We start from the raw sequence: 20101 nt of genomic DNA, 5'->3' as shown, positions 1-20101 counted from the left end.
AATGTTTCTTAGGCGAAGCGTTAATATTTACCACACTTTAGTAGTTTCGGCATTGTTGATTTTGCTTTTTCAACCTTCCTTTTTGTTTGATATCGGATTTCAATTGAGTTATATTGCTTTATTTTTTATCATTTGGTTACAACCATTATTAGCAACAATTTGGACGCCAAAAAATAAAATTGTCAATTACTTTTGGGAAATTATTACCGTTTCTTTTGCAGCACAAATTGGCACTTTTCCATTAAGTATTTATTATTTTCATCAATTTCCAGGTTTGTTTTTCTTGACCAATATTGTAATTCTACCTGCGTTGAGTTTAATTCTAGGATTGGGAGTTTTTGTAATGTTACTAGCTGCATTTGATGTAGTTTGGATTCCGTTTTTAAAAGTATTAGAATGGAGCATTTGGCTATTAGACAAGATTATTGGTTGGGTTGCATCATTTGAAGATTTTATTTTTAAAGATCTTTCACTCAATAATTATATGATGTGGACTTGGTATATCATAATCATTACTGCCATTCTATATTTGAAAAAACCTTCATTTAACAAATTAGCAGTGACTTTAATTGCTATTATCGCACTACAATTGCTTACTTATGAGGCAAAATATACCAACCAAAGACAGAGTGAATTTATAGTTTTTAGCAAAAAGAAAAACACTATTATTACGGAAAGACATGGTGATAAAGTAACGCTCAATAGCAATGATAGTATTTTAAAATCTACCGATGATAATTTGGTTTTGAAATCTTATTTAGTTGCTAATTTTTGTAAAATTCAGAAGAAGAAGTCATTATCTAACTTGTATTATTTTAAAGACAAAAGCATTTTATTAATAGACAGTTCGGCTGTTTATCTATCTGAAGAAAAACCTGATGTTTTACTGTTAATCAATTCGCCTAAAATAAATTTGGAACGTCTTTTCAAATCTTGGAAGCCAGGTCAAGTTGTGGTTGATGCTACAAATTTTAAAACCTATATAAAAGTTTGGAAAGCCACTTGCAGAAAAGAAAAAATCCCTTTTCATGACACTACAGAAAAGGGATTTTTTAAATTATAATTATGCTTTTTTCTTGGTAGATTTTTTCTTAGTAGCTTTGTTCTTTTTAAGAAGTTTCTTTGCTGCATCTTGCTCTTCTTTAGTGTAAGGAACAAAACTTGAAATTATTTTACTTGAACCATCCAACCATACTGTTGGTCCGCCAGCAACATAACCAGTACTTCCTAGTTGTTGAAAACTAGTTTTTCCTTCAACTGGAGCACCAACTTTTGCAAACCAAACTGTTGGATAACCTCTTACTTGAAAGAACTGTTGTAATTGGCTGTTTTGTAGTTTCAAAGCATCCGATTGAGGAGTTCTTCTTGGAAAATCTAATTCTACCAAAACTACTTTTTCTTTAGCCCAAGCAATGAATTCAGGTGTTTTGAAGACTTCATTTTGAAGACGAATACACCATCCGCACCAGTCGCTTCCTGTAAAAAAGAAAAATAATGGTTTTTGTTCTGCCTTAGAAATTAAGATGGCATTGTCTAAATCGGTGTGCCAAGTCAATTCCTCTTGCGCTTGAATGGTAATTGATGATAGGACTAAAATTAATGTGATTAATATCTTCTTCATAGTTTTATTTTTTACAAATATATTCAAAAATAGTACCAAATAATGTCGGCTACTTTACTTCTTGCATTAGTTTTTTAATTAAAGGCGAAATGGCGATTAAAAGTACTCCAGCTATTAAAGCATAAAGTCCAAGTTGCTTATATCCATCAGCATATACGATTAATTTATCAAGATTGGATGCATTTTCTGAAGCTTCGGCTATGTTTGCACCAAGTAAGCCTGCAAAATATTGACCGTAAGCACTTGCCAAAAACCACATTCCCATAATTACAGCTTGTGTTTTTTGTGGCGATAATTTGGTCATGGCACTCATTCCGATTGGCGATAAACACAATTCTCCGAATGTGATGATAAACCAACCAACAGTAAATAAATCTAAAGATGTTTTACCCGATGCGTCGGCAAAAAATTTAGTATAATAAAATATCCAAAAACCTCCTGCAAGAAACAAGAATGCTAATCCAAATTTAATCATTGTATTAGGCTCAATTTTTCGTTTTGCCATCCATAACCAAACCATTCCTACCAAAGCTGCAAAAACAATTACAAATAATGAATTGGCAGAATTGTTAACTCCGTTTGGATCTAATTGAATTCCGGCAACGGTATTATTTAAATTATCCGCTGCAAAAGCACTTAATGAACCACCACTTTGTTCGAAAAATGCCCAAAACACAACAGAAAATAACATAAATATTACTGCTGCAACCAATTTTTTATTTTGTGAAACTGAGAAATTTCTCATCTCATACATCAAATAAATGATAGCAATTGGCCCAATGGCATACATGAAATAATCGGTGTATTTTGTATTAGAAACCATCACAATTATTATAGGAATTATTAAAATAGAACCTATGTAAGTTAACCATTCGTACAATTTTCGTTTTTTAGAATCCAAATGAGTTAAAGGCGATAAACCTATTTCTCCAAGACTTTTTTGTGTTTGCGTAAAGGTTAACAAACTAATAATCATCACAAATGCCGCAAATCCGAAAGCAAAGTTCCAACGAAGGTTATCTGGAATTAATTTAGAAAACATTTCACCTTTTCCGACAGCGATACAAATATAACCTCCAATTAATGCGCCAAGATTTACACCAGCATAAAACAATGAAAAACCTGCATCTCTCCTATTATCTTTATCATTGTATAATTTTCCGACCATTGAAGAAATATTAGGTTTAAAAAATCCTGTTCCAACAATAGTAAAACTTACACCTAGAAAGAAGAATTGTTTTGGATCATATGCCAAGATAAAACTTCCAAGAATCATTAACAAACCACCCCAAAAGAGCGATTTTCTAAAACCAAAAATCTTATCGGCAAAAAGTCCACCAATAAATGTAAACGCATATACCCATGCTTGCGTTGCACCATATTGCAAGTTAGCATCAGTATCCTTCATAAACAATTGATGCACCATAAAATAGTATAACATTCCTCGCATTCCATAGAAACTAAAGCGTTCCCACATTTCGCTAAAAAATAAATACCACAATTGTTTTGGATATTTTCCTTTAAAATTTTGAATTTGTTCTAATGACTGATTGATTTCCATACTTAATTTATTCCGTGGTCTTTCATTACTTTATTTAATTTTTTTACTAAGGTAAACATCAATATTGTTGCAAACATTAATAATCCGAAATTTACCCAAAAGAAATTGGCTTTATCATCGTAAGTATCCCACATACTTGCTAAAACTCCAGATAATTTATTTCCAATTGAAGTTGCTAAAAACCATCCGCCCATCATTAACGCGGTGATGTTTTTGGGAGATAATTTAGACACAATTGACAATCCCATTGGACTAAGAAATAATTCTCCGATGGTTATAACTCCGTAATTGGCAACAAGCCACCATACGGATACTTTTTCTGCGCCGTTGTTTCCAATATGAACTGCGGCAACCATAACTAAAACTGATAGTGCTGAAATCAATAATCCGAAAGCGATTTTTGTTGGCGTAGATGGTTCTTTTTTTCTACTTCGTAAAAAGGTAAAAAAGGCTACAACTAGTGGTGTTAAAATTATTACCCAACCTGGATTTATGGACTGACTTAAATTGGCCGACCATGTAAATATTTTACTTTCTTCTTTTGGCAGTTTTTCTGTTGCTACATTTCTAAAATACAAAGGATAATCAACAACTTTTGTTACTTTACCCTCTTTCTTTTGAATTCTAAAAGCTTGATCATACAAAGCAACAGAATCTTTTTTATAAGTTAAAGTATCTATGAGAAACAATTGCGAACCAATTTGTTGTGATGTTCCTGTTAATTCTCTGTCGGTATATTTATCACCCCAATTATTTAATGCAGAACCATTTAGCTTAAATACTGCCCAAAATAAAATCACTACTGCAAAAATTGAAAGTAATGCACCAATTGGTCTTTTATCTTCAACTTTGGCTTTGAAATATAAACTTCCATAAAAAAACACAATTGGAATGCATGCAAAAATAAAAGCATCTGTACTATCGGAACCAAAAACGGCACTGTCAATATTTAATTCCGATTGAACTCCTTTCAAAAGCCAACCTATAACTCCAAAAACAACTGATGGAAGTAAAATATATAAAACAATTTTATAAAACGGCATATCACCTTCTTGCACTCCTTTTTTATCGGTTTTGTCACCATAATGTTTTGTTCCCAATAAAAACACGATTACACCAATAAACATACCAACACCTGCCGCCATAAAAGCTTCTTGCCAACCAAAAAGAATTTTTAGAGCAGCTCCAAAAAAGTTACAAATGAAAGCACCGACATTAATTCCCATATAGAAAATATTGTAACCTTCGTCTTTCTTATCTTTAAATTGGTCTTCGTTGTAGAAATTCCCTAATAATGTTGAGATATTTGGTTTGAAAAATCCGTTTCCCACAATTACTAAAGTCATGGCAAAATACAACATTGGCAAACTATGAATTCCCATCATTAGATAACCTGCGCCCATCATTAATCCGCCAATTACGATTGATTTTTTATAACCTAAATATCTGTCGGCAACCAAACCACCAATGAAAGGTGTTAGAAATACCAAAGCAATAAAAGTTCCGTATAAATCGGACGCTTCTTTCTCGGTCATTGCGAAACCAGCTTCTACATCTTTAAGATAAAGCGTAAAAATTCCTATCATTAAATAATAGCCAAAACGTTCCCACATTTCAGATAAAAATAAGTAAGGCAATGCTTTAGGATGACTTTTCCACATAATAAATTGGTTTAAAAAAACAAACCTACAAGTTGAGCTTGTAGGTTTGAAAGATATAAAAATATTTTTTATTTTATGTTAACGAACTCCGTGCATCATTTTCTTTAAAACTGGAGTAAGTAATAATAATAATACTGCCGCCAATCCTGTTAAAACAACAAATACCATAAAAAATTCAAAAAGATTATGAATTTCATAGCCAGCAAAAACTGGGTTAGAAGCACTAATTTGAGCTTTTTCTAGTAATGACAATTGTTCTGGAGTTGCAGTAACTGTTTTATTTAATAGGGATTGTAAATCAATTCCTAGTTCTTTAGCTTTTAAAAACTTATCTCCAGTTGCAGGAAGAATTGAACCTAAAGTTCCGGCTAATGCATAACCTGCGGCATTTGATAAAAAGAATACACCAAATAGTAACGAAGAAAAACGTTTTGGAGATAATTTTCCAACTAAAGATAATCCAATTGGAGACAAACACAACTCAGCAAAAGTTTGAATTAAATATAAAAGAATCAACCATTTTATTGCTAGCAACCCACTATTTCCTAAATCTTTAACATTGTAAGCTAAGATAAAATAACTTAAAGCTATCAATCCTAAACCTATTGCTTGTTTTACAGGAGAAATTGGTTCTCTATTTGCAGCTCTCAATTTATCCCATAAAATACTAAAGGGTAGTGCAAAAGCAAAAACAAAAGCACCATTAAAAATTTGCACCATTGAAGGTGGCATGTTCCATCCAAAGAAATTTCTATCTGTTTGATTATCTGCAATAAAAGTTAAAGACGATCCAGCTTGTTCAAAAGCTGCCCAGAAAAAAATAATAAAAAAGGCAACTATATAAATTACAAATATCCTATCTCTTTCCACTTTAGTTAATGAACTATCTGAAACGATTAGTCCAGCTAAGGTTAATCCGCTGGCGTAAATTATTGGATAAATTATTGTTTTTACAAAATTTTCACCACCCAAAATATATCTAAAAGCAAAAAACAACCCAACAAAAGCGATTGCTGCAATAACTAATGAAGTTGCACTAAAAACTGCTTTTTGAGCTTCACCTTCCTCATATTCTGAACCATCATTTTGAGAAGGTAATCCTCCAAGTGGTTTTCCTTCTGGTGTAACAACATATTTATTTTTCAAGAAATAAAACACTAAAGTTCCTAAAAGCATTGCAATTGCAGCTGCCAAAAATCCCCATTTAAAGGCATGAATATCTCTAATTCCTCCAGCATCTTTTACGTCTCCAACAAGTGGACATATCAATTGTCCTAAAAAAGCTCCAAGATTAATTCCCATATAGAAAATTGTAAAAGCGGTATCCAATTTACTCTTTTCTTGTTTTGGATAAAGACTTCCCACCATTGAAGAAATATTTGGTTTGAAAAATCCGTTTCCGAAAATAATAATTCCTAATGCTGACCACATTAAAGTTGTCGCTAAACTTAAGTCGGAGCCAAAAATACTTGCGCTAAAGAAAAGTAAAAACTGACCTAAAGCCATCATTAATCCGCCTAAAAGTATACAATTTCTATTTCCAAAAAATCTATCTGCAATAAAACCACCTAACATTGGAGTTAAATAACAAAGTCCTAAAAATCCTCCATAAATAATTGAAGCGTCGGCTTCTTTCATCATTAAAGAGTTTATCATAAACAACGTTAAGATGGCTCGCATTCCGTAGAAATTGAAACGTTCCCACATCTCGGTTCCAAATAATACCCAAAGTCCTTTTGGATGTCCTGTTTTTACTGCTGTTTCACTCATAGTATTTTAGTTTAGTTTTATTTAGTTTATTATAATTTTTCTTTTATAAAATTTGTCATTTTGTTATACAACTGAATTCTAGTTTTACCACCGTAAATTCCGTGGTTTTTGTCGGGATAAATTGCCCAATCAAATTGTTTATTAGCTTGAACTAATGCTTCAATCATTTGCATCGAATTTTGAACATGTACATTATCATCAGCCGTTCCGTGAATTAATAAAAAGTTTCCTTTTAATTTACTCACGTGATTGATTGGTGAATTTTCATCATAACCACTTGCATTTTCTTGTGGCGTTTGCATGTATCTTTCGGTGTAAACGCTATCATAAAATCTCCAATTGGTAACTGGCGCAACGGCTATTGCCATTTTAAAAACATCGGCACCTTTCATGATACAGTTGCTTGCCATAAATCCGCCATAAGACCAGCCAAATATACCAATTCTAGATTTATCTACATAGGGATAATTTCCAATAACTTTGGCAGCATCAATTTGATCTTCTACTTCGTATTTTCCTAGTTGTAATTGAGTACATTTTTTGAAAGCCGCTCCTTTAAAACCCGTTCCTCTTCCGTCAACGCAGGCCACAATATATCCTTGCTGAACCAACATCATAAACCAATATTCATTTGAACTTCCCCATTGATTAACAACTTGCTGTGAACCTGGCCCTGAATATTGAATCATAAATACTGGATATTTTTTATTAGGATCAAAATCTTTAGGTTTCATTATCCAAGCATTAAGCTCATTTCCTTTTTCTGTTTTCATCACAAAAAACTCTTTTGAAGGCAAATTATAGGCCAATAGTTTTTCAGATAAAACATTGTTATTTACTATTTCCTGTAATTGCTTTCCATCTTTTGAATTGTTTAAAGTATACGATGTTGGACTATTTGCATTAGAATACGTGTTGATAAAATAATTAAAATCTGGACTAAAAATTGCTTCATTTGTTCCAACAAGTTGTGACAGTTTTACTTTATTTTTTCCGTCAAGCGAAATCTTGTAAACGTCTCTTATTATAGAACCATTCTCTACCGATTGATAAAAAACCATTTTAGTTTTCTCGTCAAATCCGTAGTAAGAAGTCACTTCCCAATTTCCTTTGGTAACTTGATTTTTCAACTTTCCGGTTTTGTCGTATAAATAAATATGATTATATCCGTCTTTTTCTGATGTCCAAATAAAGCTGTTATCTTTTAAAAATGTTAAATTATCGGTTACATCAACATACGCTTTGTCTTTTTCGTTCAAAACTACTTTTGCAGTTCCGATAGTTCCATCAATAAAAATCAAATCTAAATTATCTTGATGACGGTTCAATACTTGAGCAGAAAGTACATTGGCATCGTTTGTCCATTTCATTCTAGCAATGTAGAAATCTGAATAATTCCCAAGATTGATGTCTTTTATATATTTAGAATTTACATCATAAACATGTAATGAAACCAAAGCGTTTTTTTCTCCAGCTTTTGGATATTTGAAAGTTTCAACTGTTGGATATAGATTTTTCTGGAAAATATTCATTGAAAATTCTGGAACTTCACTTTCGTCAAATCTAATAAAAGCTACTTTTTTACTATCGGCACTCCAATCGAAAGCTCTTACAAAAGCAAATTCTTCTTCATAAACCCAATCGGTAATTCCATTTATGATTGCATTTTTCTTTCCGTCAACTGTAACTTGAGTAACTGCCTTTGTTGCTATATCGTAGATAAATAAATTATTTTCTCTTACAAAACCAATCATCGTTCCATCTGGTGAAAAAGTTGGTTCTTGCACTTTTTCTAAAACTTTAGCTAAGCTTTTAGAAGTAAGATTATATAGATAATAATCGGCTGTAAACGAATGACGAAAAATTGGAGTTGTATTATTAGCAATTAGAATTTGCTTCTCGTCGTTACTAAAAGTGTAACTATCAATTCCTTCTGACAGATCTTTGTAAGACTTAGTGTCGATTAAAGTTGAAACTTTTTTTAAAGTAGCAAAGTCATATAGATCGATTTGATTTGTCCCTGAGGTTCTATCGGAGTTAAGAACTGTATATTGATTGGTGTTTTTCATGGATTGCAATGCATCCATTCCTTTAGCTCTAAAAGCGCCAGTGTATATTTCTTCAACCGAAATTTTTTGCTGCGCAATAACCGAAAAACAAGTTAAAAGAAAGAGCACAAGTAATTTTTTTGACATCATATTTTTGATTGATTATAAACGAGCCCAATTTTAGTGATTTTTTTGGAAATAACGACTTTTTTTTATGTTAAATGCAATTTCAAGTCGTTATATATTTATCAAAATCCAAATATAACAATAAAATCTAAAGCGTATCTTTGCAAAAAACAAGCCTAAATCATTTTAGTATGAACAACGCTATTGCTGGATTTTCCAAATTATCCAAAGAAGATAAAATTAACTGGATTGCTACAGAATATTTTACAAACCCAATCGATGCCATTGCTACCATAAAACAATATTGGAACAGTAATGAAAGTCTGCAAAAATTACACGACGAATTTATTGAAAATACTATAACCAATTTCTATCTACCGATGGGAATTGCTCCGAATTTTCTTATAAACGAAAATTATTATTCGGTTCCAATGGTAATTGAAGAAAGTTCGGTTGTTGCTGCGGCTGCAAAATCGGCCAAATATTGGTCTACGCGTGGTGGATTTAAAGCAACGGTTTTAAATTCAGAAAAAATTGGTCAAGTTCACTTTTTATACAAAGGTGATTTCTTAAAATTGGAACGATTCTTTCTTCAAATAAAAAACAAATTCTTCATCGCGACCGATAGCATTACTAAAAATATGCAAAAACGTGGTGGTGGAATTTTAGACATTGAACTTCGAAATAAATCTGCCGAACTAGAAAATTACTATCAACTTCATGCAACTTTTGAAACAAAAGATTCTATGGGTGCGAATTTTATTAATTCGTGTTTAGAACAATTTGCAAAAACATTAAAAGAAGAAGCTCCAAATTTTTCAGAATTTTCAGATGATGAAAAAGAGATTCAAGTAGTAATGAGTATTTTGTCAAATTATGTTCCAAATTGTGTTGTTCGAGCTGAAGTTTCTTGTAAAATTGAAGAACTTGCCGAAAAGAAAATCGAAAATCCAAAAGAATTTGCAGCGAAATTTGTTCAAGCAGTAAATATTGCCGAGATTGAACCTTTTAGAGCAGTAACTCATAACAAAGGAATTATGAATGGCGTTGATGCTGTAGTGCTTGCAACAGGAAATGATTTTCGTGCTGTAGAAGCTGGAGTTCATGCTTATGCTTCTAGAACCGGAAAATATTCAAGTTTATCTCATGCCAAAATTGAAAACGGAATTTTTACTTTTTGGATGGAAATTCCACTCGCTTTAGGAACTGTTGGCGGATTAACATCGCTTCATCCTTTAGTGAAAATGGCTTTAGAAATTTTAGGAAAACCATCTGCTCATGATTTAATGAAAATTGTTGCAGTTACAGGATTGGCTCAAAACTTTGCAGCTTTACGTTCGTTAACAACAACCGGAATTCAAGAAGGTCATATGAAGATGCACATCAATAATATTCTAAATCAGTTTGAAACTACTGATGATGAGCGAAAAGTAATTAAAACGCATTTCGAAAAAAATACAATTTCGCATGCGTCTGTTGTAGAATTTATTGAAAATTTAAGAAAATAATAGTGTGAAAAAAACCTTTTACAGCAACGGAAAATTATTAATAACAGGAGAATATGTGGTGCTTGATGGTGCAAAAGCGCTTGCTTTACCTACAAAATTTGGTCAGAATTTAATTGTTGAAGATGCAGAAAATGATGCCTTTGAATGGAAAAGTTATGATGCAGACGGAAGCATTTGGTATGAAGATACAATTCTTTTTAAATCTGTAATAAATAACGAACAATTTGATAATTCTAAAAGCATCAAAAACACGCTAATTGAAATTTTACATGAAGCTTATTTAACAAATTCTGATTTTATAACAAAATCTAAAGGATATAAAATCGCTACCGAATTAACTTTTCCGAAATTTTGGGGTTTGGGCACTTCTTCAACTTTAATTAACAATATTGCTCAATGGTTAAAGATTGATGCTTTTAGGCTATTAAGAAATAGTTTTGGAGGAAGCGGTTACGACTTGGCCTGTGCTCAAAACGACACAGCAATTATATACCAGTTGGTTGCTGAAAAACCTACGGTAAAAAATATTTCGTTCCATCCTATTTTTTCAGACCAATTGTTTTTTGTCTATTTAAATAAAAAACAAAGTAGTAAAGCAGCAATTTCTTCTTACTATAACAAACAACCTAAAATTGGTAAAACAATTGAAATTATTGATGCAATAACAGAAATACTACTTAACACTACCGACCCAAAAGAATTTGCTAAAGCGATTATAAAACATGAAGTTGAAATGAGTCAAGTTTTAGAACAACAAACGGTTCAGGAATCTTTATTTACTGATTTTAATGGTGTTATAAAAAGTCTTGGTGCTTGGGGTGGCGATTTTGTATTGACAATTTCCAAAGACAATCCTACCGAGTATTTTAAATCTAAAGGTTATCCTGTAGTTATTCCTTATAATGATATGATATTGTAAAAAAATATTATTTTAATAACAGAACGTTTACTAAAGTAAAAATCCCGAACATTTCTGTTCGGGATTTTTTATTAACTTGAGATTTAAATCTACTAGTAGAATTCTAATCTGTTATCCTCAATTTTAGCATCATTCTTCAATGCTGGGAAAATTCTTCCTGCAGCTTGAGCAGAATTAGCTTTTAATTTATTTACAAAATCATCGTATTTTGGCAATTTAGGAGCGTTTGCAAGAGATTTAGTTTTGATAACATAAACCCCAGAATTTCCTTCAATTGGTGCAGATACTTTATTTGCTGCAGATCCAAAAGCGACACCAACAACTTTAGCTTCTATACCTACGTTAGCTAAAACAGCATTATCAACAGAGGCAGCAGGAGCATTTTGAACCGTAGTTGCATTTGCTTTAGCGATAGCTTCTAGTGAAGTACCTTTCATTTTGGCAATAATTTTTTCAGCTTTCTTTTGATTTTTAATGATTGTTTCTACCATTGGTTTAGCATCTTCAACAGTCATCAATCCTTTTTCGTTTACTTTTTTCAATCTTGCAATGATGTTTCCAACATTAACAATTTCAAATCGTTTCACATCACCAATGTTTGTATCTTTAGTGTAAGCCCATTTAATTATTTGTCTTTGATTTCCTGCGCTACCAAAAGCCTCATCCATTGCTTTTGCTTTAACAGCAGGATTTACTGTAAGTTTAGCAGCTTTTGCAACAGCAGCAAAGTCTTTTCCGTTAGCATCCATTTCAAACTTAGTAGCTTTAGTATAGCTATCGTTTGTAGTAGCTTCTGATGGTTCAATTTTTTGAGCTACAGTAGCTAAACGAATTGCATCTTGCTTGTCTGTAACATTGATGATATGGTAACCAAATTCAGTTTCAACTAAGCCAACTTTTCCAACCGGATTATTAAACACAAAGTCATTGAAAGGTTTTACCATTTGACCAGGAGCAAAATATCCTAAATCACCACCTTGTTGAGCAGATGAATCGTCAGAGTTAGTCAATGCCAACATCATGAAATTTCCGGGATTAGCCTGAACTTGAGCCAATAACATTTCGGCTTTAGCTTTAGCTTCTTCTTTGGTTCTTTTTTCTTTTTTATTTGGCAATTTTGTTCCTTCCCAACTAATTAAGATATGACTTGCTTTAGCTTTAGCTCCAGCTTTTCTTCCCATTGCTTTAGAAAGACAATAGTAGTTTCCGTTTATGTATGGTCCGTAAATTTCACCTGCAGGCAAAGCAAATAATTTATCAGCATGTTCAGCTGGCAATTCTTGTTTGCTTACATACGTAGAATCATAAGGTTTATCTGAGTTTTCAGCAATAAAATCTACAACATTAGTTGCATTTTTAAAACTTGGCAATGTATCGTTTTTACCATCTTTAAATATAATACTTCCTGTAAGTAAAGCATTAATTTTAGCTTTCATTTCTTGTTCATCACTTACAGATGGTTTGTCTTCGATTAAAACGTATTCAATTTCACGAGTTTCCTCAGATTTGAATTTTTTTTCATTTTTCTTCATATAATCAACAATGTCAGCATCTGTAACTTTAACATCGCTGTCTTTTACTGTAGAATATAAAACTGAAACGTAATCAAAATTTACTTTGTTAGATTCTAATTCATATTTAAATTTTCCATCAGCTTTAGTTACATACATTCCTGCTTTGATGATGGTACTATAAATTTGGTATTTAGAATTAACCTCAGCATCTTTTTCTCTATCTTGAAAAGCAGTTGCTTGTTCTGGGTTAGATTTAAAATATTCTTTAAATTTAGCTAGATCAAATTTACCTAATTCATTTAGGAACATTGGATTTTGTCCAATATTTGGATCTTTCTTGAAAATTTCAACAATATTTTTTTCGCTTGTACGAATTCCTGCTTTTTCAAATTGATCAGAAATTAGAGCAATAGCAACATCTTGATCCCAAACTTGGTTAGCTGCTTGCGTTTGAGAAACTTGTTGACCGTTTTGACCATTTTTCTCAAGATTAGCTACTTTAATTCTAAAATCTTCAAAAGCAATATCTTTTCCATTGATACTTCCTACGTCATGAGACTGACTTTTAAACCCTTTGGTGAACAAATCTTGAACAACAAAAGCCAATAGAGCAAACCCAATAGCAAGTAAAAGTAATCCCGAACGCTTTCTAATTTTTTGTAAAACTGCCATTTTTATATATGTTAATTTTTTAATTCAGTTTGCGAAAATACAATTATCTATGAAATAATTATAGTTGTAATGCTATAATTTACAATAATAAGTGATTTTTTTTTATTCTTAGTCAGAAATTGTCATTTTTACTACTTCAATTTTCTTATTTGTGGCCTCTTCAATAACAAAATGAAAGTTATCAATATGAATTAAATCTCCTTTTAAAGGAATTTCTTTTGAAGTATTAACGATGAATCCGCCTAATGTTCCATACGAATCATTTTCGGGAATATTAAGTTTATATTCTTGATTTAAATATTCAACATCTAATCGTGCTGAAAAAAGATAGGTTTTATCGTCTAGTTGTTTTTCTATTTGCTCTTCAATACTATCGTGTTCATCTTCAATCTCTCCAAAAAGTTCTTCTATAATATCTTCAACAGTCATTATTCCTGCCGTTCCGCCATATTCATCTAAGACAACTGCTACACTTTTCCTTTTTTTAGTAAGTAAATTTAATCCGTCTTTAATAAAAATTGTTTCGGGAACAAACTCAACAGGTATCATTATAGATTTAATACTTCGAGGTTTTTTAAACAATTCAAACGAATGCACGTATCCTATTATATCATCTAACGAGTTTTGATATACTAAAATTTTAGAATAACCAGTAGAAACAAATAATTCTTTCAATTCTGACACTGAGTCGTAAATATCTACAGCAACCAACTCTGTTCTTGGCGTCATGATATCGCGTGCTTTAACGCCTGAAAATTCTAATGCATTTTGAAAAATTTGAATTTCAGAATCGACTTCTGCATGGTCTTCAACCGAACTCATTTGTTCGTTAATATAGTTTCCTAGTTCTACTTTACTAAAAAAAGAAGGAACATAATCACCTTCTGTTTTAAAGAATTTTTTCAAAATAAAGTCTGAAATCCAAATTATAAATGTTGAGATATAATTAAAAACAACATAAAAAATATAACTAGGAACAGCAAAAAACTTCATTAAACTATTAGAATAAATCTGAAAAAAAACTTTAGGTAAAAATTCGGAAGTTATTAAAACAAGAAGAGTTGAAAGTACAGTTTGTAGTAGAAGATTGGACAATTCTGATAATCGATATCCGAAAGAATTTATCCAATGGGTTAACAAATCGCCCATAAAAAAACCATACACAACAAGTGATATATTATTACCAACAAGCATTGTGGCAATAAATTTTGAAGGTTTTTCGGTAATTTTTGTTAGTATTCTTGAAAGGAATGTATCTTGTTTTTTTTCTATTTCAAGATATATTTTATTGGACGAAATGTAGGCAATTTCCATTCCTGCAAAAAAGGCACAGAGAAGTAAACATAGTATGATTACTAGTATTTGCATTAAGAATTATTTGGTTTATTTTGATTTTTTCTATCTTCAAATTTCTTAGCGAAACGACTTCTAAAAAAGAAAGTAAAGAAAGCCAATGCAGCCAAGATAACACTTAACCAAGGTTTTGGATCATTTTTCCAAGTATTTATAGCATCGTAAACCATTATAAAACCTACTGCTAAATATATATATTTTGTAAAATTTAAATAATTCATGTTCTATTTTGTATTTTCAATTTCTCCCGAAATACCTTGAGAATTGATAATTTTAAAGTCTTTACTAAAATCTACTCCTTCACCAAAAGATACTCCTTTTGGGTCTGTAAATTTATATCTTTTTTCGGTATAAAACCATTCATTTTTTTGATCGAAATACAATTGTTCGGTTTCAAACAACTGTCCGCTTTCGTTTGTTATTTTAACATTTCCTTGCAGATCTATCAAATCTGTATTTTTAAAAGTCACGGCATACTTGGATGTCACAAATGTTTTTTTACCCTTTTCATCATACAAGGTAACATTAATCCCTTTTGGAAATTCTGTAAAAGGAAATTCTACCGATGCATAATCAAGCATTTTAGGACTTACAAGTATCGATTTAATCCTGCCAGAATCGGTATATTTTATATTAATTGAATCGGCTTCGCCACTAGGTGTAAACTCGGCAAAAGTAGATTTTTGTACTTCTTTAAAATTGCTTTGACATGAGAAAAGCAAAAAAACCGCGAAAGCAGTATGTAAAAAAATTATATTTTTATTAGAAATAAAACGCATCTTTAAAATTGAACTGTTTGATTTATCCAACAACCTATTTTTACCGATTTAATTTTTGACTTACCATCAAAAACAACATTTTTTAGATATTCTTTAGACAAGATTTCTGAAGTTGGTTTAAACCTTGGCTCTACTATAGCCGCTTTCAATGCAGTATCCGATGCTAGTTTATATGTTCCTTTTATTTCAATGTCACTAAAACCACATTCATTGACGCTATTAGCATACAAATTGGCTAGAAAAATGAAATTTTTTCCACTTGTTGGATTGTTTTCTATTGCAATAAACAGCATTTCTTTAGCTTTTTCTTTATCTGAATTTACTAGAATAGATGCTGCAACATAAGCCGCCTCAGCTTTTTCAATTTTATCATTAGACAAAGAAACCGATTCTATAAAATAGCCAATTCCTTTTTCTTGATTTACAGTATTAACATACAGTTTAGCTAAATAAAAAGCCGACTTAGACGATGGTTTTAGCGCATGCAATTGTAACGCTAAAGTTTCAAATATTGGGCTTTTTTTACAATAATCATATAGCAATTGAGTTGTAGATTGAAGCCATACACCATTAGACTTGTTGGTTTCAAAATTCTTTTGAGCATAAGGTGTTAAATTATCACATACTAAAACATCTTTCATGAGATAATTCATACCTTGAAGAGCGCTATCGTACTCGTCTGCTTTTCTTGGATTTTTTAGTCTGTTGCTTTCTAGTAAATTCTTTACTTCACTATACTTTTCTAATAAATTATCTTTGGTTATTGTTGATTTTACTGATTTATATTTTTTAAAATACAAATCAAAATAATTAAATAGTGCTTGTGGATTAGTGAAGTTATTTATTTGTTTTTCAAAAGCAAGTTCCAAAAAAGAAAAAATTTCACTTGAAGTTCCAACTTTATTTTCGTACAAAAGCATTGCTATTTTTTCATAATTTCCGTTTTGGTTATTCGGATAATTTTTGTCAAATAAATTGTACCACTTTATCAATTCGCGAACTTCTATTTCTTTATTTTGTGGCGCAGCAATTTCTATATTGTATTGCAATAATTGGCTTCCAAGAACAAATATTTTTTCGCTAGATGAAGTACAAGTTGTTTTTGCTTCATTAAAGAATTCAAATGCTTTTTTATAGTCTTTATTGGCGATAGACGCATTTATTTGATTTTCTTTTTCTACACAATTAACCTCTTGAGCATTTGCAAAATTAGAAATTATTAGAAAAAGTATAAACAAATGTGTCTTCATCACAATTTTACTTAAATTAATTAAACTTTCTTTTTTGGAACCATCTATCGTTTAATGACAATCCGATGCTAAAATTCATGTAATGTTCTCTTACTAAACCAGCATTTTTTGTTCCTTTATTTCCTATTTCTAATCCTACATTTACATTAGAAAAAGCACCTTTTAGTGGCAATCCTAGACCAAGTGTTAGCGCTGCATCATCAATAGGTTGATTGTTTATAACTAAACCAGTATTTTCATATCTAAAACCACCTCTGTAAACAATTCTACTGTAGTAGTTTGAAAAAGATTTATAGTTTGGAATGTAATAACCTCCAATAGTATATTTAGTAGAATTTTCGTAAGTAACGTTATCAATATCATTGAAACGATTACCAAAGTTACTAGAATTTTGGAAAGTAATTTCAGATCCTATGACCCATTTTTTAGTATCGCCTATTCCTGCTCCAAAAGACAACTTTGAAGGCAGTTTAATTTTAGTTGGCGCTAGTTCAACGGATTCTCCTTCGTCAATATTGGCAGTTTGTCCAGAAACAATTTGAACAGTTGCCAATGTTCTTACATTAGAAAAAGTTAATGTAGCTTGTGGTGCATAAGTAATTCCTGAGAAAAACATAATTTTATCATTAATCTTTCCTTTATACGATAATCCGGTATTAAAATTAATACCACTAGCATTAGAAACATTGGTTTCTTTAGTTCCGTATTGAATATAAATTTCTGAAACTTCGGTTAAACTAGTAGTTTCAATTCTACCAAAGTTATATTGAAAATCGGCTCCAATACTTATATTTTTAGACAATTGGTAACCAAATCCAGCAAACACTTTATTCAAACCTCCGCTTCCTTTATACAAAGAAGAAGACAAGATAGTTGCACTGGAGTTTCTATTTAAAATATTGTACCCCACAGAAGAATAAGGCAATAAACCAAAGGCTACACCAAGTTTCTTGAACGGCAAACCAATTGCTAGATAGTCTAAAGTTGTTCTTTGTGCTTTTTCATCTTGCGAATTAGTTTTCAATTTATTAGCAGAAAAAGTACCTCCAATAGCAAAAGAAGTTAATTTTAAGCTAGAATACATTGCAGGATTTTGAAGGTTTAAGTGAATACTATCTGGAATAACAGATAATCCACCCATTGATTTATTCTCGATTGTTCCTTTAAATCGAACGTCACCTATACCATAAAACGAATAGGGCGAAGATGTACCTTCTTGAGCGAACGAAACCAGCGAAAAAAGTAAACTAATACTTACTATAATTTTTTTAATCATTGTTGATTGTATTGAAATGTTTGGTTCAAGCTTTCTAAAAGAAAATTTGAATTGGCAAATATGGTATTTTTTAATCGTTCAGCCAAAAAATCTGCGTCTCCACCAGTTAAAATTATGATAAAGTTATCATTTTGATGCAAATTAGAGTTAATAAAACCATCAATTTCCATTGCAATTCCATTAATAACTCCCGAATGTATGGATTGATTTGTCGAATTTCCTATTAATTTTTCGGGTCTTTCTATAGATAATAACGGCAACTTTGCAGTATAATTATGTAATGCTTCGTATCTTAATCTTATTCCTGGCGAAATTGCTCCGCCCAAATAATTATCATTTTCATCAATAAAGTCATAAGTAACACAAGTTCCAACATCTATAACCAATCTATTTTTGCGTGGATATTGCAATACTGCACCAGTTGCCAAAATCATTCTGTCAATTCCAAGCGTATTTGGCGTTGCATATAAATTTTGAAACGGAAATTTACTTTCTTTTGATATAAAATGAATTTTTACATTCGAATTTAATGCCAAAAAATCTTCTATATTGAGTTTTCCGACCGATGCAACGACACAATTTTCAATTTTTTCAAAATTTTTTAAAATTTTTTTAATGGTATTTTGCCACGCTGCGTACGAAGTTATTTCTTTAAAAAGCATTGTATCGTGTTCAAATACAGCTAATTTGATTTGAGTATTTCCAACATCGATGACTAGAAGCATATTTATATATTTAATAAGGCAAAGGTACAAATAGATTTTTTTTTAAAATTGTTTTGGATAAATTAAAAATCGTTCTATATTTGCACCCGCAATGAACAAGTAGTATTACTTATAATTGTAATGGTACCTTAGCTCAGATGGTAGAGCAATGGACTGAAAATCCATGTGTCCCTGGTTCGATCCCTGGAGGTACCACAAAAACAATCCGTAACAAACTTATTTATAAGTAGTTACGGATTTTTTGTTTCTATTTTGTACGATTATTGTACGGTAAAAATATTTTTTAATAACTTATTTTTTAGAATTTATCTACTTGATTATAAAGACCTTTATTGTTAGTTTTAGCCTTTAAATTCCATTCCTGATACATTGGGAGCATTTCGCAGAAAACGCCGTTGTATGCCTTTGCATAGCCCTCTTTTATCATAATTTCATTTAAAACTCTACCGTCAGGAAGAATTAAATAACCTAAAAGTCTTCCGTATTTATCTATCAAATTATTTTCTTCCTGTACTAATGTGCATAAATCCCCCAAATTGACATTGGTTTTTAAAAATTCTAAAGATTGAAAACCTAATTTTATTAATAATGAAGCTGGCATTTGAAGTTCCTTTTCATCATTTTTTACTTTTTTACAATAATTCATTTCAGGCGCATCAATACCATATAGTCGAATTTCAAATTCTTTTTTGGTAATAAAATCTTCAACGATCAAACCATCTCCATCAACAAATTTTTTAGTTTTAAGAAGAATATTTTTTGTTATTGTCATAATTACACTTAATTGCTTTCTATTGCCTTATTTATGTTGTTGTAAATCAATTTGTTACGGTGTAAATTTACAATTAAAATTGTTTAACTGCTAAAAAACACAACAAATGGCAAAACAAAAGGGACATATTAAATATGTCGGGACGTTAGGTGAAGTTCGTCACTTCAAAATTAAAGGTAATGAAGGTTACTTTGCTGGTCTAAAAGGTGGTCCGACTGCGGAACAAATAAAAACCGCACCTGGCTTTATTCGAACACGAGAAAACATGTCTGAATTTGGAGCTTGTGCCAATGCTGGTAAGTCGGTTAGAGTTGGTTTATCTTCCTTGATGAAACAAATGTCGGATAGTCAATTTACTGGTCGATTAACCGCAATTATGAAGAAAATCAATATTGAAGATGGTTCTGAGGCTAGAGGACAAAGAGCTATTTTGGTTTCTATGCAGCCGCAATATTTGAAAGGATTAGATTTTAATCGCAACATTTCTTTTAATGGTGTTTTCAATGCCCCTTTTAATTTAACTATTAACGGAGAAAGAAATGAAAG

16 protein-coding genes, 1 tRNA gene and 1 pseudogene are annotated in these 20101 nt (G+C 31.2%); 5 read left to right on the top strand and 13 right to left on the bottom strand.

Going from position 1 to position 20101, the window contains the following annotated elements:
* The coding region (locus ACH2CG_RS16905; protein WP_395067352.1) for a ComEC/Rec2 family competence protein at window positions 1-1063 on the top strand (1063 nt) is incomplete at its 5' end.
* Here the strand turns inward: ACH2CG_RS16905 and ACH2CG_RS16900 are convergent.
* The 5 genes from ACH2CG_RS16900 to ACH2CG_RS16880 all read right to left on the bottom strand — a co-directional run bounded on the left by ACH2CG_RS16900 (window position 1064) and on the right by ACH2CG_RS16880 (window position 8811).
* Entirely contained in the window at window positions 1064-1621 is a 558-nt protein-coding gene (locus tag ACH2CG_RS16900; RefSeq protein ID WP_395067350.1) for a thioredoxin family protein, read from the bottom strand.
* Between the two features lie 49 nt (window positions 1622-1670).
* Entirely contained in the window at window positions 1671-3182 is a 1512-nt protein-coding gene (locus ACH2CG_RS16895) for a peptide MFS transporter (RefSeq protein ID WP_395067348.1), read from the bottom strand.
* A gap of 2 nt (window positions 3183-3184) precedes the next feature.
* The gene (locus ACH2CG_RS16890) at window positions 3185-4843 is read right to left on the bottom strand and encodes a peptide MFS transporter (protein WP_395067346.1); all 1659 of its coding nucleotides are present in this window, start codon (window positions 4841-4843) and stop codon (window positions 3185-3187) included.
* Between the two features lie 78 nt (window positions 4844-4921).
* Window positions 4922-6613 (bottom strand): peptide MFS transporter, encoded by a 1692-nt coding sequence (locus ACH2CG_RS16885; protein ID WP_395067344.1) that lies wholly within the window; start codon window positions 6611-6613, stop codon window positions 4922-4924.
* Between the two features lie 29 nt (window positions 6614-6642).
* Window positions 6643-8811 carry a S9 family peptidase gene (locus ACH2CG_RS16880; protein WP_395067342.1) on the bottom strand — a complete coding sequence of 723 codons (2169 nt, stop codon included), beginning with the start codon at window positions 8809-8811 and terminating at the stop codon, window positions 6643-6645.
* A gap of 137 nt (window positions 8812-8948) precedes the next feature.
* On the opposite strand from ACH2CG_RS16880, the gene ACH2CG_RS16875 reads away from it, so the two are divergent.
* A complete protein-coding gene (locus ACH2CG_RS16875; RefSeq protein ID WP_395067340.1) occupies window positions 8949-10295 on the top strand; it encodes a hydroxymethylglutaryl-CoA reductase, degradative in 1347 nt (448 codons plus the stop codon).
* A gap of 4 nt (window positions 10296-10299) precedes the next feature.
* The gene (locus ACH2CG_RS16870; RefSeq protein WP_395067338.1) at window positions 10300-11214 is read left to right on the top strand and encodes a GYDIA family GHMP kinase; all 915 of its coding nucleotides are present in this window, start codon (window positions 10300-10302) and stop codon (window positions 11212-11214) included.
* Between the two features lie 92 nt (window positions 11215-11306).
* Here ACH2CG_RS16870 and ACH2CG_RS16865 read toward each other — a convergent pair whose 3' ends face one another.
* The 7 genes from ACH2CG_RS16865 to ACH2CG_RS16835 all read right to left on the bottom strand — a co-directional run bounded on the left by ACH2CG_RS16865 (window position 11307) and on the right by ACH2CG_RS16835 (window position 18783).
* Complete coding sequence (locus tag ACH2CG_RS16865) at window positions 11307-13400, bottom strand: peptidylprolyl isomerase (RefSeq protein ID WP_395067336.1); 2094 nt, start codon at window positions 13398-13400, stop codon at window positions 11307-11309.
* Window positions 13401-13508: 108 nt separating this feature from the next.
* Window positions 13509-14768 carry a hemolysin family protein gene (locus tag ACH2CG_RS16860; RefSeq protein ID WP_395067334.1) on the bottom strand — a complete coding sequence of 420 codons (1260 nt, stop codon included), beginning with the start codon at window positions 14766-14768 and terminating at the stop codon, window positions 13509-13511.
* Window positions 14768-14974, bottom strand: coding sequence for a hypothetical protein (locus tag ACH2CG_RS16855; RefSeq protein ID WP_395067332.1), 207 nt, complete (start codon window positions 14972-14974; stop codon window positions 14768-14770). The genes ACH2CG_RS16860 and ACH2CG_RS16855 overlap by 1 nt, the downstream gene beginning before the upstream one ends.
* A gap of 3 nt (window positions 14975-14977) precedes the next feature.
* Window positions 14978-15532: an LPS export ABC transporter periplasmic protein LptC gene (gene lptC, locus ACH2CG_RS16850; RefSeq protein WP_395067330.1), complete on the bottom strand. Its 555-nt coding sequence runs from the start codon at window positions 15530-15532 to the stop codon at window positions 14978-14980.
* Window positions 15533-15534: 2 nt separating this feature from the next.
* Window positions 15535-16782 carry a hypothetical protein gene (locus ACH2CG_RS16845; RefSeq protein WP_395067328.1) on the bottom strand — a complete coding sequence of 416 codons (1248 nt, stop codon included), beginning with the start codon at window positions 16780-16782 and terminating at the stop codon, window positions 15535-15537.
* A 16-nt stretch (window positions 16783-16798) separates the two neighbouring features.
* On the bottom strand, window positions 16799-18058 hold the full coding sequence (locus tag ACH2CG_RS16840; protein WP_395067326.1) for a hypothetical protein: 1260 nt from the start codon (window positions 18056-18058) through the stop codon (window positions 16799-16801).
* A complete protein-coding gene (locus tag ACH2CG_RS16835) occupies window positions 18055-18783 on the bottom strand; it encodes a type III pantothenate kinase (protein ID WP_395067324.1) in 729 nt (242 codons plus the stop codon). The genes ACH2CG_RS16840 and ACH2CG_RS16835 overlap by 4 nt, the downstream gene beginning before the upstream one ends.
* Window positions 18784-18905: 122 nt before the next feature.
* On the opposite strand from ACH2CG_RS16835, the gene ACH2CG_RS16830 reads away from it, so the two are divergent.
* Window positions 18906-18978, top strand: a tRNA-Phe gene (locus ACH2CG_RS16830).
* Between the two features lie 103 nt (window positions 18979-19081).
* Here the strand turns inward: ACH2CG_RS16830 and ACH2CG_RS16825 are convergent.
* Window positions 19082-19555, bottom strand: coding sequence for a thermonuclease family protein (locus ACH2CG_RS16825; RefSeq protein ID WP_395067322.1), 474 nt, complete (start codon window positions 19553-19555; stop codon window positions 19082-19084).
* 106 nt (window positions 19556-19661) lie between these two features.
* Between ACH2CG_RS16825 and ACH2CG_RS16820 the strand changes: the two are divergent.
* Window positions 19662-20101: pseudogene (locus tag ACH2CG_RS16820) on the top strand (hypothetical protein); the annotation flags it as partial.

Source organism: Flavobacterium sp., from assembly GCF_043778725.1.
GTDB lineage: Bacteria > Bacteroidota > Bacteroidia > Flavobacteriales > Flavobacteriaceae > Flavobacterium.
This window is presented reverse-complemented; position numbering and strand designations above follow the sequence as displayed.

Bases quoted from the DNA above. Each gene is read 5' to 3' on its own strand.
- ACH2CG_RS16900 (WP_395067350.1), bottom strand. From the start codon at position 1,621: ATGAAGAAGATATTAATCACATTAATTTTAGTCCTATCATCAATTACC.
- ACH2CG_RS16895 (WP_395067348.1), bottom strand. From the start codon at position 3,182: ATGGAAATCAATCAGTCATTAGAACAAATTCAAAATTTTAAAGGAAAA.
- ACH2CG_RS16890 (WP_395067346.1), bottom strand. From the start codon at position 4,843: ATGTGGAAAAGTCATCCTAAAGCATTGCCTTACTTATTTTTATCTGAA.
- ACH2CG_RS16885 (WP_395067344.1), bottom strand. From the start codon at position 6,613: ATGAGTGAAACAGCAGTAAAAACAGGACATCCAAAAGGACTTTGGGTA.
- ACH2CG_RS16880 (WP_395067342.1), bottom strand. From the start codon at position 8,811: ATGATGTCAAAAAAATTACTTGTGCTCTTTCTTTTAACTTGTTTTTCG.
- ACH2CG_RS16865 (WP_395067336.1), bottom strand. From the start codon at position 13,400: ATGGCAGTTTTACAAAAAATTAGAAAGCGTTCGGGATTACTTTTACTT.
- ACH2CG_RS16860 (WP_395067334.1), bottom strand. From the start codon at position 14,768: ATGCAAATACTAGTAATCATACTATGTTTACTTCTCTGTGCCTTTTTT.
- ACH2CG_RS16855 (WP_395067332.1), bottom strand. From the start codon at position 14,974: ATGAATTATTTAAATTTTACAAAATATATATATTTAGCAGTAGGTTTT.
- lptC (WP_395067330.1), bottom strand. From the start codon at position 15,532: ATGCGTTTTATTTCTAATAAAAATATAATTTTTTTACATACTGCTTTC.
- ACH2CG_RS16845 (WP_395067328.1), bottom strand. From the start codon at position 16,782: ATGAAGACACATTTGTTTATACTTTTTCTAATAATTTCTAATTTTGCA.
- ACH2CG_RS16840 (WP_395067326.1), bottom strand. From the start codon at position 18,058: ATGATTAAAAAAATTATAGTAAGTATTAGTTTACTTTTTTCGCTGGTT.
- ACH2CG_RS16835 (WP_395067324.1), bottom strand. From the start codon at position 18,783: ATGCTTCTAGTCATCGATGTTGGAAATACTCAAATCAAATTAGCTGTA.
- ACH2CG_RS16825 (WP_395067322.1), bottom strand. From the start codon at position 19,555: ATGACAATAACAAAAAATATTCTTCTTAAAACTAAAAAATTTGTTGAT.